This is a genomic window from Pseudobacteriovorax antillogorgiicola, from assembly GCF_900177345.1.
In the GTDB taxonomy this organism is placed as follows: Bacteria; Bdellovibrionota_B; Oligoflexia; order Oligoflexales; family Oligoflexaceae; genus Pseudobacteriovorax; species Pseudobacteriovorax antillogorgiicola.
Genome location: NZ_FWZT01000005.1, coordinates 253297 through 270002 on the forward strand (window position 1 = coordinate 253297; position 16706 = coordinate 270002).

Sequence of the window (16706 nt, forward strand, 5' to 3'; positions counted from 1 at the left end):
ACTGTTTCAAGGAGCTTGGCGTTGAGGCCCAAGATAGGTGACATTCTACTGAGGTGTTCTGCACTTATCGGATTGTGGCTCAGCTTCATCCCAGCCCACACACAGGGCAGTAAAGCTATCAAAATTTGCCTACGAGATGAAGCCGAGTTTCATATTCTAAACGAACCAGGCACTGAGGGGGGGCCTTTTCCTGGTGTCTATATTGATATTCTAAAAGAACTCAGTAATGAACTCGATTTCAAATATAAAATAATACGCTTTCCCTATGTACGGTGCATGAAGTACCTCCAAGCTGGTATTTCTGATGCCTATATGGCTATTAGCTATAACAAAGATCGAGAGAAACTTTACGCATATCCCCCCAAGCAAGAACAGCTTCCTGATCCTAAATATGCGGTCGACTTATCTGGCTTCTACTTTTATGGCAAGAAGGACATAAGTATCCCCTGGAACGGCAACTTAGACTCTATGAAAAACCTCACCATCGGAGCAATAAAAAACTTCTCAATTGTGAAATGGCTGAGGAAACGCGGTATTAAAGTCGATGAAAGCCGAGACTACGAAACTCTCTCTCGAAAACTAAAGCTAGGACGTATTCAGGCGATTGCTGGCCATCTAGAGACGGGCAAGCGACTTGACACACCAGTAACGATCCATCAGCCCCCCATAGCACCTTTGAAGCCCTATTTTATGGTCTTCAGTAATTCATTTATCGAGCGGCGCCCTCAACTTGCACAAAAAGTCTGGGAGGCTATCCACCAAATGCAAAAGAACAAGGGTATTGAAAACATAGTCAACCGCTACAAAGATAAAAGTGGATTCTAGCGACTTATGATGAGGTCTATCTTGATCAAGGCTGTAATTTCAAGCCTTCTTATGCCCCTAGTGGATGCATTCAGCGCGGAAAAGCTCAACATTCATTTTTTGGTATCAGACCCAATACAGCTAGCTGTGAATCAGGCTAAAAGTCAGCTTCAAGTTAAAGGTTTTCAGACCATCAGCTCCAATCTAAGACCCCACATTACGATTTACATGACTCGCTTTCAGAAAAAGAAGCGAGCTGATATCACAGGCTATATTGAGTCAATTTGCAAGAACCAAAAACCCATTCAAATCACAATTAGTCATTGGAAACTAACTAAAGACGGTTGGCTATTTCTGGAAACAAAGCCGAATGCTTCTGTCGACAGGATACATCTCGACATGATCAATGCACTTCATGGATTTCGCAGCCCATATAGCAAGTCACCATCGCAGCAGCTCAAAGACAAGTTTCCAAATAGGATTAAAGGACTTATGAAATACGGCAGCCTCTGGGTTCACCCGTATTATGAACCTCACTTTTCTATTCTCACTTCGAAAAACAGTGCCGGTGCTGACCGATACATTGCTGCCAACCCGTGGACAAAAACTGTTACAGGTACACTTACGGGAATAGCTATTGCTGTGGCAAACGCCGAGGGGCAATTTGGCAAAGTTCAATGGCAATGCTCGTTTCGAGGCTAAACCTATTGAGCCTTGACGAGCTGATACTTTTCATTCAAAAACTGATGAACCTGGCTCAGTTCGGTGGAACTCAGGGCTCTATTGTAGAAAATCACTTCAAGCAGAGATCCATCGAGTCGATCTCCATCATGAGAAGCACCAATAAAGAGTCGGACATCATCAGCGATGTTCAGGATACCACCCAGGTCATTATTTGAAGACGGTACTTGAACGATACCGTTACTAAACAGTTGTCGCGAGATTCCACTTGCAGTATCAGATCCATCATAACTGGCAACGAAGACCAAAGGCTCCTCGACAGGAGTAGGATTATACACCAGTTCATTTCTTCTGAAAGTATAAATTGTCTGACCGTTTTCGACTCCCAATGAAGCGAACTCATTGCGGTCAGTTTTACCGAGACTGAAGAATCTTTGATCGTCGTTCACTTGATTGAAGCGAGCGACAATCACAACCGTATGCGATGATACAGGATCGATCAGCATATCTCTTTCAAACCGATTGTCGTTGCCGTCAAAGGCGATTCCGATGCGGCTTTGAAATTGATTCATCGCAATTGTGGGTCGGCGATTGGTTTGCGGCTGAGTCAAATGAAAGCCGTTGCCTGATATGTCTTGCCAACATCCAATCCCTTGACCCTCGACATTGGCTGGAATCTGGCAGTTTTCATCCAGGAAGAGGGAATCGACCTTTGTGCTATCGTAGTGAAATAGTATTCCATTGGTAATCAAAGGAGTCGCAACCGCTTGCTCCGGAACGATTCCCACAACGAGGGCATCTGATTTATTGATACTTACTTCTCCAGGCCGAAAGCCATTCTTAAGGGTATAGGACTCGATACCTGTACTACCTTCGTTAGCCACCAAACCTTCAGACTCTTCAAACTTGAGGTAAACGAGAGCAGATTTGCCATCTTCAATTGTAAAAGGAGCAGCAATGGGATACGAAAAAGTACCGCTATCATGATTCACCACAATGGAGTTTTCTCCTTGCTTCACAATGCCGGCCGCCTCTTTTTTGAAATTCAACGTAATGGTGTGATATGATCCGTTACTAATTTGCTGATTCGCAATAATCCCGCTCAACCAGTTATTGTCCGATCGAATGGATGTTTCAAGACCGTCTTCAACGGGGAAGTTGTAGGAACGATTACCATCGCCTTCGACATCCACAGATTCAACATAAAGCAGCAGTTCGTCGCCAGCTTCCAAAGGTTGGCTAGCGAGTATAACAGACACTTCTGGCTTAGCCTTTGACTCCTTGCCGTCAAAGTCATTGGGGTTACCAATATGGATCGAGCATCCAACAAGACACCCAATGCTAAGAAAAAGTGAGCTTAACCGATTATTAAGCAGCTTTGTGATGACAGACTCCTTTTACTCTTCGACATTTTCGCTATCGGTAGGAAACTTGAGAAAAATGAGCAAAAAATTCAATCAGACGATATCATTATGGTAATTTACGGGAGATCGAAGTTGTTTAGAGCCATGAACATCTCTGCCTGCTAGGGGAAAAAGAACGAAAGCCAGAGGATAGAGATCCTCTGGCTTTTGAATGAACATCTGTAGGCTTACACTCGACTACAAAGTAGGATTACACCAAAAAAAGTGATCGAGGTGAGTTGGGGTATTTTGTGATCACTTTTATGTAAGCTATTCGCAAGCTTGATGCCAAGAGTCAACTGCCCCTAAATCACTGAATTTACGAAGCGTCCTCGGGTTGACGCCACCTCCAAGTTTCGACACCGCACAAGTTCGTCACGTTTAAGTGATCCAATTCACTAGTGCACCTAGTATGAAACAGGTGACATCATCCTTTTTTTTTCTGATACTCCTAGTTTTCCTAAGTTATTTATAAAGCTTAGCTAGCTCGTTGCTATCGGGATATAATACCCTTAGCAATCTTTTTCTTTTGCAGGATACTCATGACCTGGACGATTTTTCTGTTCTTAGTAGCTTGCCTAATTGGATACCCGTCACACGCTGTGACCCAATGGCAAAGCGAGCAGAGGCTAAGCCTCACGCAAACCAGCATCGAAAGCCGGGAAGCCGATGACACGACCGAGCAAACATTTCAGGCACTTCAGTCACAGTTATCCTGGCTTTCTCCTGGTCGCACCCGGTCTCAGGGAGGCCTGACCCTGCAATACATCACCGAAAACGAACGTGACTCAGAAATCGCGAGCGTCGCCCAAGGCTGGACAGTTGCAGGAAAGCGCTGGCAAGCGCAAGCCAATCTTAGTGGCCAGTGGGAATCGTTTGAAACCCTCGGCTTTCTAGATCTGAGTGATCAATTCACAAAAGCCCAAGAAAACAATCAACTGGATGCTGAACTTAGTCAAGACGTGACGGCAGAACGTCAAGGCACTGCTGCCGATGCCTTCACTCAGTATCAATTCGGGCAACGATCCACAATTGGTATTGGAGGTATCTGGAATCAGCAGGAAACCAACGGCACAGATGAACGGGACGCCCCAGATATCAAGCAGAGTCTCAGCGAACTGTATGGTGCTCTCGTCATCGGTGTGTCCTCTACTATAAACATCGAGTTAGATCAGAGGCTCGGCAAGATCATAGCAGAAGACCAGACAGCCGTGAATCAAGATCCTTTTGAAGTAGAACTTCAAAGTCGATCAAGTGCTGCTAGGGTAAGGTGGCAAGCAAACAAGCGTTGGTCTTGGGTTGCCGGCTATCAGATAGGCGCGGCGGAAATACCTGATGCAGGAACAAGCGAATTCTCTGGGCCATTGCTCGGCGGCGTCCAACAGTGGACCCGACGATTACAAAGTGAATGGCAACTATCTCAGATTACAACCAAGACGACCGAGATCGAGGATCAAACCCTCTTGGTTGGGTTTGCTCGATTGCAACTAAGCCTAAGTCGATTACAAAACCTAAGTCTTCGCTATGATCGTGAGTTTAATAACAACCAAACGCTATTCGATGGAATCTCAAGTAGCAGAGTCAATGAAGATGCATTAGCGATTGAAACCGAAGTGATTCAAGGGAGTTGGGACCATCAACATCGTCGCAATCGCTTCACTGCTAGCGTACAAACCGCACGTTTCGACGTTCAATCCTCCTCGGGAGCATATCAAGAACAGCTTGCCAGTATCGATTGGCAACGGCAATTTGGTCGACAGCAAACCCTAGGAATCAATATGATCTACCGCAGCATTGATGACCCCGTTGCCAATCTGAAAACGAATATTAGAACCCATCAGCTGAACTGGCAACAAGAGATACGTAGCCAATGGCTTGGTCGAGGACGCACACGATATGGTATGGAGTTAGGCTATGATCTACAAAGTGATGACCAAGATACAGATTCTGTCAGTCGCCTCTCTTTGGCTGGATTTCTAGCCCTCGTTTTTTAAATCACACAGTGGAGGAACAAGACTCATGATAAAGCTACTCGTGCCTCTTATGGCCCTTACTATGTTCTATAGTAACGGAATACAAGCCGATGTTCATAAAATCGATCGCGCTCATTCATCAATCAACTTCAAAATTCGTCATTTGTTCGCAAAAGTAACGGGACAATTTAAGAGTTTTTCGGGAAACATTCAATATTTTCCAGAGAATGTGAAGAAATCAAAATTCACATTGGAAATAGATGCCTCATCAATCAGCACCGATCACGAGAAAAGAGACAATCATCTACGGAGTGCCGATTTTTTCTGGGTAGAAAAACACCCGAAGATCTTATTTAGCAGCAAGCGTGTTGAAGACGCTGGTGAAAATAGGATGAAAGTCATCGGCCACCTAACGATGCGAGGTGTGACAAAGCCCATTGAAGTAACTGTAAGCTACCTTGGTCAAGTCGCGGACCCATGGGGTACCACCAAAGCAGGCTTTGAGGCGAATGCTAAACTCAATCGCAAGGACTTCGAGATCACATGGAACAAGAGCCTCGACTCTGGCGGCGTCATCCTAGGTGATATGGTTGATATTGAGATTTTTCTGGAAACGATCAACGAATCAGCCAGCAGCACACCATGATAGCTTGCTAATCATGGTGCACCTAATCGAATAGCTAGAGAACTAGGTGATTCGGCGATATTCTATAGCGAGAACTTCATACTCCATCTCACCAGCAGGCCTTTTTAAAATGATAAAGTCACCTACTTTTTTCTGATGAAGAGCCTTAGCTAATGGAGACTGCCAGGAAATTGTACCCCGCGAGGCATCAGCTTCCCCCATCCCAACGATAGACCAGGTTTTCTCCAAACCCTCCTCATCGACTATGGTCACTGTAGCCCCAAACTCAATGCGATCACTACGAATATTTTCAGGATCAACCACCTGAGCTTCGTCGATGAGACTCGTCAGGTAACGCAATCGCTTGTCGATCTCTCTCAGGCGCTTCTTGCCGTAGATATACTCAGCGTTCTCGGAGCGATCTCCTTCAGCAGCAGCAGTTGCAACTCCATCCACCACCTTAGGTCGCTCCTCTTCAAGGAGCTGGCGATGCTCTTCAGCGAGTCTTTGATAGCCTGCTCTGGTGAGAGGCTTACGGTATGGGATTTGGCTCACAGACGAATCGCCTTAACTTTGGTGACGTACTTGATCGCTTTGATGTCTTTGAGCTGCGGCAAGCTCAGAGAGCTATCAATTCCAAGCAAGGCCATCGCCTTTCCACCCTGGGTGTTACGGGCAAGATTGAACGAACTGATATTGATGTTCGCTCCAGCGAGGCGATGGCCGATATCTCCGATAACACCAGGCTTATCTTCGTTCTCGACTAATATCATATGTCCACGTGGCTCTACCTCAAAGTAAAAGTCATCAACAAGAGTCAGCCGTAGGTGCCGATTCTCGAAAACAACCCCTCCAATGGTCAATGATTGATTCCCTGTGCCCGTAATTTGAACTTTCAGTGCGGAACGGTAGCTACTAAAGTCTGGGTCAGCATCCTCGTCGCATTGAATACCCAGCTTATCAAACTCGTTACTAGCATTAACAAAGGAGACAAAGCCATCCACCACCTGGCTTGCATAGCCTTTCATAAAGCTAAGCTTGATCAGCGAATTATCCATCTCTGCGATATCGCCACGGTACTTAAACCGAACGTGGCTGGGATTAAAATCGATAATCTGACCGACCATAGAGCCCAATTTCTCGGCAAGAGTGGAGTAACTTTTAATCACCGGGCTATCGATGACACCGATATCCGGAAGATTTACATGATAGTCAACTACGGCACCTTCTAAGGCCTTTTTCACTTGCTCGACAACGGTTTTGCCAATGGCCAGTTGCGCTTCTAGCGTGGATGCTCCAATGTGAGGGCTGACCCAGACTTTTTCATGACGAACCAACTCACCTAAGGGGTCTGGTTCGTTGTCGAAGGTATCAAGAGCAGCGCCCGCGATCACACCTTCTTGAATGGCTTTCAAAAGCTCCTGCTCGTCAGCCACACCACCACGGGCTGCATTCACAAAGTAGCCTTCAGGGCCCAACGCTCCAAGAACCTCGCCATCGACCATGCCCGTAGTTTCTTTGTTTTTGGGAACATGTACGGTAAGAATATCAACCCTGCGAGCAAGTTCTTGCAGGTTTTTTACTTGTTCAACACTGTTTTTTTGAAACACTGCTGGTGAGATATATGGATCGTAAGCAAAGACTTCGGCATCGAAGCCCCGACAGAATTTCGCAACCCGATGACCGACATTACCAAGGCCCACAATCCCTACTTTCTTGCCCCGTAATTCCCGCCCGGTAAAACGATGACGATCCCATCCACCCTGCTTCATATGATTGTGAGACTCAGGGATATGACGGAGCATACCAAGAATCAAACCAAGTGTGAGCTCCGCCGCCGAGTTTGTGTTCTTACCAGGGGTATTCATCACGAGAATCCCCTTTTCGGTGGCATAGTCCAGGTCGATGTTACCCACACCTACAGCAGCCCGCGCGACGATTTTAAGTTCGGGGGCATGATCGATCAAGTGTCGATCAATAGCCGTCTCGCTCCGGGTCACGAGCACCTGGGCCCGCGCTAGATCAGTCTTAAATTGGTCAAATTTGCAATCAGGTTTATAGATAAGCTCAAGGCTACTATCCTTCTGGAATGCCTCGATAGCTTCAGGATGAAGTTTGCCAGTAATTAGAATGACGTTTGCCATGTTCAAGCCCTTAATGGAAGACCGACTTAAAGAGGGTCCAAACTACCACAGCCACTTATAGCTGGCTGCCAACACCTTTGCAGATCTTTACTCAAATTTTAGAGAAGGCTACAGATATGTAGGGCCAAGCAACTGTGATCAGCGACGGGCAATACGAGTTGGAAGCTTAACCTCCAAACCCTGCTCGCTTGACGGCACCACCCGGGTCCTGAAGTAGATAGAATTTCCTGTTAGAAGGGTGAGGCGATGAGTGACACCTGGCTTGCCCCAGAACTCAAAATCGCCAGATTGACCCGGAAAGGCTTGGAAGCCGTTAATATAGACTTCGCCTCCCTTGGGAAAACCTCCTTGGAAGCGAAGTCTTTGGAGAGCCCAGCCACCGTGAGGAGGTCGTTCTCGGGTCGAGGGAGTCCAAAGCAGGCAAGAACTTTTACCAGAAGGACATGGCTTTCCAGCACCGAGCAATGCAGTAATACCTCTTCTTTTAATCGTGAAAATTTGTCGATCGCGATTCATGAGTTGCAGCCCATGGCGCACCTTCCAGTACTTGATAAGGCCCTCTTGCGCTATGTGCCACTCCTTACCATGCTGGTAGGCTAGATAGGGGCGATTGACGTGAAGCTTTGCGAGCCTTAAAAGATTATCTGCCGTTTCCAAAATGGTTTTCGAGAAATTTTGAAGGAAAGATCGTTCGCGAGTTTGATTGCCATCGAGCCAGCGCAAAGTGCCCTTAATAAACCCAACCTGGCCCTGATGAGCCACATACTGAATATCGTATTTCCAACTAGCATTCTTCTGAATTCGAAGCCCCTCTTCAGCCGCCAAGGCAATCATCTCTGGCACGACTTTCACCCCCAGAACGCGGGATTGATGAGCTTCCATAAGTGTTCCATAGCGGCTTTTGAATGGTGTCAATCGAATATCAATACTACTAAGACGTTTGGTATCAGTGTATTCCATTGACTTTCGCGCTTGATCACCCAAAATTTGGATTTGCTCACGTGGTTCATTGATTGCTTCATTATCAGCCTGGGAAATTCGGCTAGGCTCTTGGATCGCCCTTTCTTTTGGTCCTGTCTGCATTGCTGCTGCTTGCTGATTTTCAGATTTTAGTTCCAAGGTCATCTTAAATTCGGTCTCATCCTCGGGGCCTTTTGGCACCGGAACCTGAACCTGCTTATAAGCTTGAATGATGCCATTTTCCATTTGCTTGCGAATACGAATATCTAGCTGCTTGCCTACTCTAAACCTTAGATAGCGACGCCACTCACCAAAGCTGTCAGTGACTCCGAATTTTTTGTCCTCAAGAAAAACATCAGCCCCTGCAATAGGGTTGCCCGATTCCGAAATCGCCCGCACCTCGACCAAAACAAACGGCTTCTTGGGAGAAGGTTTATTAACAAAACCCAAAAACCCAAAGCCCGTGATCACCGTTCCTATAAAGGAAAGAGCCAAAAGATAGATTTTTAGATTAGGTCGGGTTCGAACTTTTTGAGGAGCACGCAGTCGTTCCGCTCCAGCACCTTTTTCGAACTCTTCAAAAAGATCGAAGGGCTGCTCGTAGTCATATAAGGATCGTCGTTTGGACTTATCTCTCGTCACAGCAAAACCTCTTACGCTTCGTGTCAAGGTGGGCAAGTCTATAGCTAGTTTAAAAGGATCTAGGTAAGGAGAAATCGGCATAAGTTGCCTAAACGGGGAGTCCCTGAGCTCAAAGGAAAGTCTGGCTGATTTTGTTTTTTTGTGATTACCTGAATAGATGCGACGATAATAGAAGAGGTAGACATGACAATAGCATGGCTCGTTCCCCTTGCAATTCTCTTGGGGCCCGTTGCGTTTACAGGGAGAAGTGCTAGCGCTCAGACGAAGAAAATCCTACCACCTTCGCCCCCCCCTAAAATTGTTCCCCCTCACCCTACCATCGATGACCTCAAAAAAGATCTCAAGCGCAAGCGCATGCGACGCCGCAAGCGAGAGCCTGAGAAGTTTAAGAAAAAAGGAGCTCCAAAGCCCGAAAGCCCGATTATTGAGATGACCCAGGAAACCCGCCCTGGCCGAATTCACAGCTCGGTGAGTTTCATGATTCCTTATGCGAAAACCTTTGGCGAATTTCGTGATCAATACATTGTCGAGCCTGGCCTCTTGTTCAATCTGGATATTCGCCTAGGTGATCAAGAAGATTACAAAAAAACAAGTTTTTGGCTAGGCTTTCGTATGGCTCCTATGAATGGCAGTGGAACCTACCGATCTCAGAACGGAAGATTTAGCTTCTTATATTGGGGCCCAAGTTTAAGTTTAGCTTGGATCAAAAATTCCAAGAGTACTCTTAAAAAATCATCGGATGAAAAAGATGCCACAAAAAACACGGATGACGCCATACAAAATTCTTGGCGTTGGTCGTTTGGAATCGCAGCCTTGAGCCGATATGGAACTGTCAGCGAGGACCTTAGTCCTGGGGAGGGTGAGCTGAGCAACGAAGGGCTTACCATCGATATCCCTGGTGTGTGGACAGAGTTAACCTATGGCAGGATATATGGCAAGACGATTAGCATGGATGTTACTGTCGGCCTCCAATCGGGGGAGGCAAAGCTTTTCGCATATACGGCCATTGGCATGGGCTTGTGGTATTAGCATAATATTCGTAATATCTTCGCTCTCGGCCTGCTCCAGCCAGGAGTCGCCACCTCCTGAAGAGCCCTCCTTTGAAGACCTTGATGCCGCTGAAGAAGCTGATCCCTTGCTAGAGGACATCACCGAGACAGTCACCTCTGGTGCAAATAATGACGGCGAAATTATCCACCCCGAAGACATGAAGCCCTGGACACTAAAAGCGATGGTGATGACAGCCAAGAAGCCACCAGAGGAAGAACTGATTCGCTGCCGAAACGAGATTTTTGCTATCACCCAAGAGACTTTCAATGAGTCTGGCTTACTGGTTGCAAAAGAAAAGATCTTCGCCGATGTAAATCAGAATCGCATACGATATCACTGGTGCTTTTACTTTTCGATGATGGTCGTCGATAGCAAGCTCAAATCGGATGCCATGGGAAAGTCTATCAAAGAGCGGCTGAGTGGTTTTCACAAAGAGATGAAAGCGCTTTGGATCTTAGCATCCACCCTGGATCAAGCCTTTCAACAAGAAAGATACTTCCCTTACCTCCGGCAACGATACATTGAAATTTCGGAAATGTACTTTGCAAGGCGGTTAAATCCTATTCAAGATCCTTTGGGTTCAAAAGCCAAACCAAAGGCTGAACGGCCCGCTAGCGAGTTCGAGTAACAAGCCCTCCAACAAGACATCACTCACCTAGGCAATCAATGCCGCATCATTCCATTAAGCTTAACACTGTGGTGCCGATCGAAGGTTCGAATCTAATTGTCGTGAGGACACCATGAAACGAATCATATCAACCATGATGCTAGGCGCCCTAAGCTCCTCACTCTTCGGCCAGTCATCGCCAACTGGTGCCGCAACCGACGCCGTAATTGACGAGCAGCAAGGAGCAGAAGAGTACGACATACCTCAACCTACTGCTGATGCTCCCACGGTGCGGCGCTTTCATGAGGTGCTAGAGGAGCTTCTCGCTGAATTCGGTCATGATGTGAAGACCGGTCAAATCAAAGACCTCAAAAACCTCTCGATCCGTAAAGCAATGGTCAGCGACACCCTACCCAGATCCTACGGCAACTATGTGGAACTTCTCGTCGCTGAACGTATACGGGAAAACTCAAGAATTCGTTTGATTAGCTGCCTACCATGCAAAAGCAAGACCTCTCGCATCGCAGACAAACAAATTCTCATTACCTCGCCTCACACAAACGTTGGTGAAATGAATCGGGCCGCGGAGCAGCTTGGCATTGACTACTTTATGGACATCATTTTGGTCTACCACACCACCCACATGGTCATGGCCTTTCAAGTCTTTAACACTGAAACGAAAGAGCTAACCTGGGCGCGCACCTACAACAGCGAAACAATTCGCAGCCGATTCCAGAAACTTGCCGTCGACTATAGCCAGGTCATCAAGGCTCGGGCTAGCGATGAGTATGTTCCCGAGTGGCGTTATCTAGTGGGCTTTGGGGGAGCTAGCATTCCCAACGTTGTGAGTGGAGCACGAGAGTCAAGCATGCTATCGCTTCACCTCCGTGGTACAGAAAAGTTCAATAATCGCCGCAGTGAATTCGGACTTCTGGCTAGCTTAAATATATCCACCTCTGCTCTGCTTAGCGAATATCCATCAACAACCCCTGATGGCTTTACCGAAACAGATACAACTGAAACGGTCACTGAAGTGACGCCGACACCATTCACCACCGCACTCGGGCTATTCGGTATCTACAGCCACAACTTCCTGGCCAAGGTTGAAAACTATGATCGCATTCGATGGGGTGTTAATACTGCCATCGGCCTACACTTGGCGACCGGATATATCGCGCCCGCAGCGCGTTTTGGGGTTGACCTATTCCTTGGCAAAAAGTTTGTGGTCAGCAGCTCCGCTTTCTATGTAACCAATGCCAATATCTTAATCAATAACGAATTTGTTAAAACAGATGGAGGAGCCGGGGGTGATGTTATCCTTTCCTATAGTTTCTAAAACACTGGCGTTCTTGTCGTTGATCGCTTCGATGGTAGCTTGTCAAAGCAGCCCTGATAGCCCAGCTAGCACTCCCTATCAGGAGATGGTTCAAGGTACTATCTCCTATCCTTTTTACCTAGAAACAGAACCACTCGGCACCAATGGCAAAGAGGATAAGTTCGTCATTCGAACAATATCAGGTGACACGGAATATGTGATCGAGATCCCAAGAGCAGCGACTGACTATGATGTTGCTGTACCGCTGGCACAGAGCAAAGAAAGTTTGGTGGAAGAACCTAAGGTACGCAATCCCCAGCTCACCGATCGCGAGTTAACCTCTCAGTTTCCTCAGTTGGATGCTCAGACGGAAGAAGAACGAGCGCTATTGGACAAGGCCTTTGGTGTTTCTGAGAAAGAAGGCCCTCGACAGGCACCGAGCTACACAGTGGGTCTTGCGAAAGTGGGTAAGCTATACAAGAAGCATCAGTATGAGTATGCGCTCATTGAAGTAAACAATCTACTTGCGTTCTACCCGAATAGCTCAAGACTTTACAAGATGAAAGGCTCTATCCTGATCCGATTGGGGAACCTGCAATTGGCAGAAAAATCCTGGCTTCGTGCTGGTGAGCTAGCCCCCGAAGACCCCGTGATCAGGCGTGGCCTAGCCCAGCTTCGCAAGAGGATTGAATCAAACCGCAATCTCGCTCGCAATAATGTTGTGTCGAGTACGACAAGTGAACCACCCCCGGCCAATGAATCCGGGGAGAGTCAGGGAAATGCAGGCAATCTGCCTGTGATTGCTCCGGAGCAGCCCCCCGCCCCAAGCCAAGGGTCGCCCGCGACGAGTATTCGATAAGAGCTATCGCTTAGGTTCGGAAAAGTTGCTGGCAATTACGACGAGGCTTAAGGCCTTCACACCGCCGCTTGACATTTTCCACCTCCTCTTCGCTGAGGACTTTAACCCGCTCCACCTTAAAAATAAAATCTTCCTCACCATCCTTGGTGATTGATCCATCGACTTCGTAGAAGTGCTCAGTTTTAACTAATGCATTTTCTCGCCCGAATAATTTTACAGGAATCGGCTTGTAAGCTTGGAACCGTGGCCAAACTTCTTTGCGCGCTGGCCCTGAAAAAAGCTCCATTCTAAAACCGACGTCGGCATCGCGGAATCCCACCACTTCCCAGTAAACGACAGAGAAGGGATAGTAGGCAATCAAACGAGATTCTTCAGGGAACTCTATCAATTGTTTGAGGTCCTCTTCTAGCTGTCGCTGATCAGTGTAGCGCATGGGACATGAATTCTTGAAGTTGAAGATGATCAACTTAGGCATGTAGGCACTGCCTTTCCAATCAACAACCCCTCGCCCTCCGGAGCATGGGAAACCCATGGCAGTCCAGGGAGACCCTTTCACATAACCAGGAGTGCCGTCTGGCATATTGCATGTTTTAAGAAACTCACCAATCATCACAGATTTTTCCGCGACAAAAGCAGGTAGATCAGCAAGGGGACCGGTGAGTGGATGACAGTCGACAGCAGGCACTTGTTGAGCCATAGGCTCAGCTTCTAATTCTGCCCCTGGTTGTTTTTGCGGTGTCTTTGAGACTGGCTTTTCGTAGCCTTCGGGCATCTGAGGTTCAAGGTTTGGGGTGACACAAGCGCCAAGGCTTATGGCAAGAAGGACAGGGAGTCCTTTATTCAACATCATCTTTCTCCTGCCGGTTGAAACACTAGGATCATGGTACCATGAAAACTTAAACTTTTTTAGGCGCCTATGACAATCCTAAACCGAGTGACAGGACTAGGTGAGGTTTCAAAAAGAAGCCTCACCCAAACAAACATTACATCAGCTTCTATCGTAGAAGGCCGATTGCTAATTCTGGTATAGATCCAGCCTGAGCTAGTACTGACGTTCCTGCCTGGGCTAGAATTCGATTTTGAGAGAACTCAGCAGTTTGTGACGCGAAGTCCACATCACGAATTCGCGAGCGACTCGATGATAGATTCTCGATCTGAACACCGAGATTGGTGATCGATGAGGTGAGTCGGCTCTGCTTAGCACCAAGTATCGCTCGATTCCCAGCAACTTTCTGGATCGCACTATCGAGAATCTCAAGCTTCTCCGCGGCAGTTTCCCGTTCGAAATCTCCATCGACCTCTTCAGGGCCGATCTCTGCCCCCTTCGCCAGCCCTAAGACCTCCTCAGAGCTAAGCTGGATATCATCTATGTTTATAGCAACTGTGTCTGTGTTTTCTGTTTTGCCATCACCGGCCCCAATATGGACAACAAGCTCTTCGGCACCGGCTCCGTCAGCACCGCTTAGCAACTGCCGACCATTGAACTCAGTGGTGTTGATGATTCGATCGATCTCATCGACAAGCTCATTGTATTCCTTATTGGTGTAGGATCGCTCGGTATTGCCTATGGTATCCGATGCTGATTGGGTCGCCAGTTCTCGCATTCGGATGAGTATATTTGATATCTCGTTCATCCCTCCTTCAGCTACCTGTATAAGGGAAATACCATCATTCGCATTTCGCTTAGCTTGGCCTAGGGATCGGATTTGCCCGGTCATGGTTTCTGAGATAGCAAGTCCAGCAGCATCATCTGCCGACTTATTAATGCGAAAGCCACTCGACAACTTTTCCATGTCGGATTGCATACGACTAGTGGTTTCACCTAGTCTTCGTTGCGCATTAAGCGATGTAACGTTTGTTTTAATTCGTAAACCCATTACGGCCTCCAAGTAGGATGAGTATATCTAGAGTTGTTCCAAAGACAAGAAATCCATCGACGAACCCCCATCACTCTTTAGGTTAAGTGACAATTTTTGATTGGATAATATTAAATAATAGTTTTAGAAATTACTAAAATATAGAGTTTTGCTCAGTGTTGCTCGTAAGTTCTCAGGTGGCCACAATCTAGGATTTTTTGCGGAAGGTCAGCGCCAAATTTAGGTCAAAACTAAAAATCAAAATATAGAATTATCTAATAAAATTTTTATTTATCTCTAAAATATATACGTTTTCCATGTGTTTTTTACACCTTAAGAGGATGTAACAATACCAATGAGCTCCAACCCTTGGAGCAGGAGAGATTGATTAGCTATTAACAATTTTGCGTCCAACTCTATAAAGAACGCAGCTTTTGATCAACAGCCCGCATCAGGTGATAAATCCCAACTAAGGCGAATGTTATCAACAGAGGCTCGAACCAGAGAAGTATTTCACCAGCCTTTCCCATGTGAGCCCCAACACCAGCAATTTGCCAAGTGAATGAATCCCACACGTAAGCCCCTATAGCAGCTAGACCCAGAGTCCAAAAAAGCAGCCATGTAGCTTCCCAAAAGCTCGTCAAGCCCCACACAGGACTAAATAGAAGGCAAAGCCCTAGAATGCAAAAGCTAGCAGCGATATCAAGGTCTACCGACATAAAGAACCCGTCGAACCACGGCTTGAGCGCAAACCATGACTGAAGCCACCAGATTTCGCGATGGTGGCTCAGTGTAAAAACCACGTAAGCCAGCTGGACAAGGCCGCCAACCCCAAAGGTAAGAATAAGAGGCTTCCACTGCCTTTTATGCTGCAACCAAAGTACAAACGGAACATCCAACGAGCGTAGAAGTGAGCCTGCTTCATAACGGAGCTGCAGCGGTCGATACCCCCATTCCAGTGGCTCACGCCAGCCAAGAAGTGAGCGCAGCACACTGGTCAATGACCCTGGATTGGGGTCCGGCTGAACTTGGGGTGGGCAAGTCGCTAAACGCCGGCTTTGGGATAGATCCCAGCGCAACTTTTGGAAGAGCGGAATCGTCATCCAGCGACGAATCAGATATAGAGTTCCATAGGCCAAAACAACAGCCATACCGATAAAGCCTAGACTGAAGTCAACCCAAGTCAGAGCCAGTGGAAATACAAGTACGAAGTTTCGGCTCCATCGAGAGCCTGATCGCAGCCAGTGGCACGCAACAGCGACCCAAAGGGTGACCAGTGCAGTCATCATCGCCTGGCCTGAAATATCTCCATTAGCACTGATCAAACGCCCCCGGCTCATTAGAACTGCTGCGGTGGTAATACAGAGCAACCAGCTCTTGGTAAAAAATCGACTGATGAAAACACAAAGCACAACGCAGAGAACAAGCAGCCCCTGGTTCATCCGCACATAAGATCTAACATTAAGCAAACCGCTTTCACAGCTAGCCATAAGAAAGAGGCGATACAGATGAGAATCTGCCCACTCTGAAAGATGTTGGCGAGGCACAATGTGCTGCGGGTAGATGACAGTCTTGTCTTGAAGCGTACAAGTGGCTGAAGCGGTGTTTTCCAGAACAGCCACAGCCTTGGGGTCGGCAGTGACGGAGTAGGTTCTCAAGTCCATCCAAACTAAGCGCATGAATAGCATAGACATGAGAATGAGCCCAAGACCCACACGCCCTTGCTTGAGTGTTTTGCTAGTTGCTGGCCGACTCGAAAATATCACCGCTACGCCCTATCTGTTATC

General features: G+C 47.1%; 15 protein-coding genes. 8 read left to right on the forward strand and 7 right to left on the reverse strand.

The window, feature by feature from the left end; all coding sequences use genetic code 11:
* Positions 1–21 precede the first annotated feature (21 nt).
* On the forward strand, positions 22–825 hold the full coding sequence (locus B9N89_RS08875) for a substrate-binding periplasmic protein (RefSeq protein ID WP_159455251.1): 804 nt from the start codon (positions 22–24) through the stop codon (positions 823–825).
* Between the two features lie 6 nt (positions 826–831).
* Positions 832–1506, forward strand: coding sequence for a 2'-5' RNA ligase family protein (locus B9N89_RS08880; RefSeq protein ID WP_132317253.1), 675 nt, complete (start codon positions 832–834; stop codon positions 1504–1506).
* Between the two features lie 2 nt (positions 1507–1508).
* Here B9N89_RS08880 and B9N89_RS08885 read toward each other — a convergent pair whose 3' ends face one another.
* Positions 1509–2744, reverse strand: a complete 1236-nt coding sequence (locus B9N89_RS08885; protein WP_132317251.1) for a LamG domain-containing protein — start codon at positions 2742–2744, stop codon at positions 1509–1511.
* A 686-nt stretch (positions 2745–3430) separates the two neighbouring features.
* Between B9N89_RS08885 and B9N89_RS08890 the strand changes: the two genes are divergently transcribed.
* A complete protein-coding gene (locus B9N89_RS08890; protein WP_132317249.1) occupies positions 3431–4882 on the forward strand; it encodes a hypothetical protein in 1452 nt (483 codons plus the stop codon).
* A gap of 25 nt (positions 4883–4907) precedes the next feature.
* Positions 4908–5507, forward strand: a complete 600-nt coding sequence (locus B9N89_RS08895) for a YceI family protein (protein ID WP_132317247.1) — start codon at positions 4908–4910, stop codon at positions 5505–5507.
* A gap of 42 nt (positions 5508–5549) precedes the next feature.
* Here B9N89_RS08895 and greB read toward each other — a convergent pair whose 3' ends face one another.
* The 3 genes from greB to B9N89_RS08910 all read right to left on the reverse strand — a co-directional run bounded on the left by greB (position 5550) and on the right by B9N89_RS08910 (position 9259).
* Complete coding sequence (gene greB / locus B9N89_RS08900; RefSeq protein ID WP_132317245.1) at positions 5550–6041, reverse strand: transcription elongation factor GreB; 492 nt, start codon at positions 6039–6041, stop codon at positions 5550–5552.
* On the reverse strand, positions 6038–7630 hold the full coding sequence (gene serA, locus B9N89_RS08905) for a phosphoglycerate dehydrogenase (RefSeq protein ID WP_132317243.1): 1593 nt from the start codon (positions 7628–7630) through the stop codon (positions 6038–6040). The genes greB and serA overlap by 4 nt, the downstream gene beginning before the upstream one ends.
* A gap of 138 nt (positions 7631–7768) precedes the next feature.
* Positions 7769–9259, reverse strand: a complete 1491-nt coding sequence (locus tag B9N89_RS08910) for a hypothetical protein (RefSeq protein WP_132317241.1) — start codon at positions 9257–9259, stop codon at positions 7769–7771.
* 156 nt (positions 9260–9415) lie between these two features.
* On the opposite strand from B9N89_RS08910, the gene B9N89_RS08915 reads away from it, so the two are divergent.
* The 4 genes from B9N89_RS08915 to B9N89_RS08930 all read left to right on the forward strand — a co-directional run bounded on the left by B9N89_RS08915 (position 9416) and on the right by B9N89_RS08930 (position 13063).
* Positions 9416–10261 (forward strand): hypothetical protein, encoded by an 846-nt coding sequence (locus tag B9N89_RS08915; protein ID WP_132317239.1) that lies wholly within the window; start codon positions 9416–9418, stop codon positions 10259–10261.
* Positions 10239–10910 carry a hypothetical protein gene (locus B9N89_RS08920; RefSeq protein ID WP_132317237.1) on the forward strand — a complete coding sequence of 224 codons (672 nt, stop codon included), beginning with the start codon at positions 10239–10241 and terminating at the stop codon, positions 10908–10910. Before B9N89_RS08915 ends, B9N89_RS08920 begins: the two co-directional genes overlap by 23 nt.
* A 112-nt stretch (positions 10911–11022) precedes the next feature.
* Positions 11023–12225, forward strand: a complete 1203-nt coding sequence (locus B9N89_RS08925) for a hypothetical protein (protein WP_132317235.1) — start codon at positions 11023–11025, stop codon at positions 12223–12225.
* On the forward strand, positions 12197–13063 hold the full coding sequence (locus tag B9N89_RS08930; RefSeq protein ID WP_132317233.1) for a tetratricopeptide repeat protein: 867 nt from the start codon (positions 12197–12199) through the stop codon (positions 13061–13063). The genes B9N89_RS08925 and B9N89_RS08930 overlap by 29 nt, the downstream gene beginning before the upstream one ends.
* Before the next feature lie 10 nt (positions 13064–13073).
* Here B9N89_RS08930 and B9N89_RS08935 read toward each other — a convergent pair whose 3' ends face one another.
* The 3 genes from B9N89_RS08935 to B9N89_RS08945 all read right to left on the reverse strand — a co-directional run bounded on the left by B9N89_RS08935 (position 13074) and on the right by B9N89_RS08945 (position 16685).
* Positions 13074–13910 (reverse strand): DNA ligase-like domain-containing protein, encoded by an 837-nt coding sequence (locus tag B9N89_RS08935; protein ID WP_132317231.1) that lies wholly within the window; start codon positions 13908–13910, stop codon positions 13074–13076.
* Between the two features lie 148 nt (positions 13911–14058).
* On the reverse strand, positions 14059–14940 hold the full coding sequence (locus tag B9N89_RS08940) for a flagellin N-terminal helical domain-containing protein (protein ID WP_132317229.1): 882 nt from the start codon (positions 14938–14940) through the stop codon (positions 14059–14061).
* A 395-nt stretch (positions 14941–15335) separates the two neighbouring features.
* Positions 15336–16685 carry a hypothetical protein gene (locus B9N89_RS08945; RefSeq protein ID WP_132317227.1) on the reverse strand — a complete coding sequence of 450 codons (1350 nt, stop codon included), beginning with the start codon at positions 16683–16685 and terminating at the stop codon, positions 15336–15338.
* Positions 16686–16706: the final 21 nt, after the last annotated feature.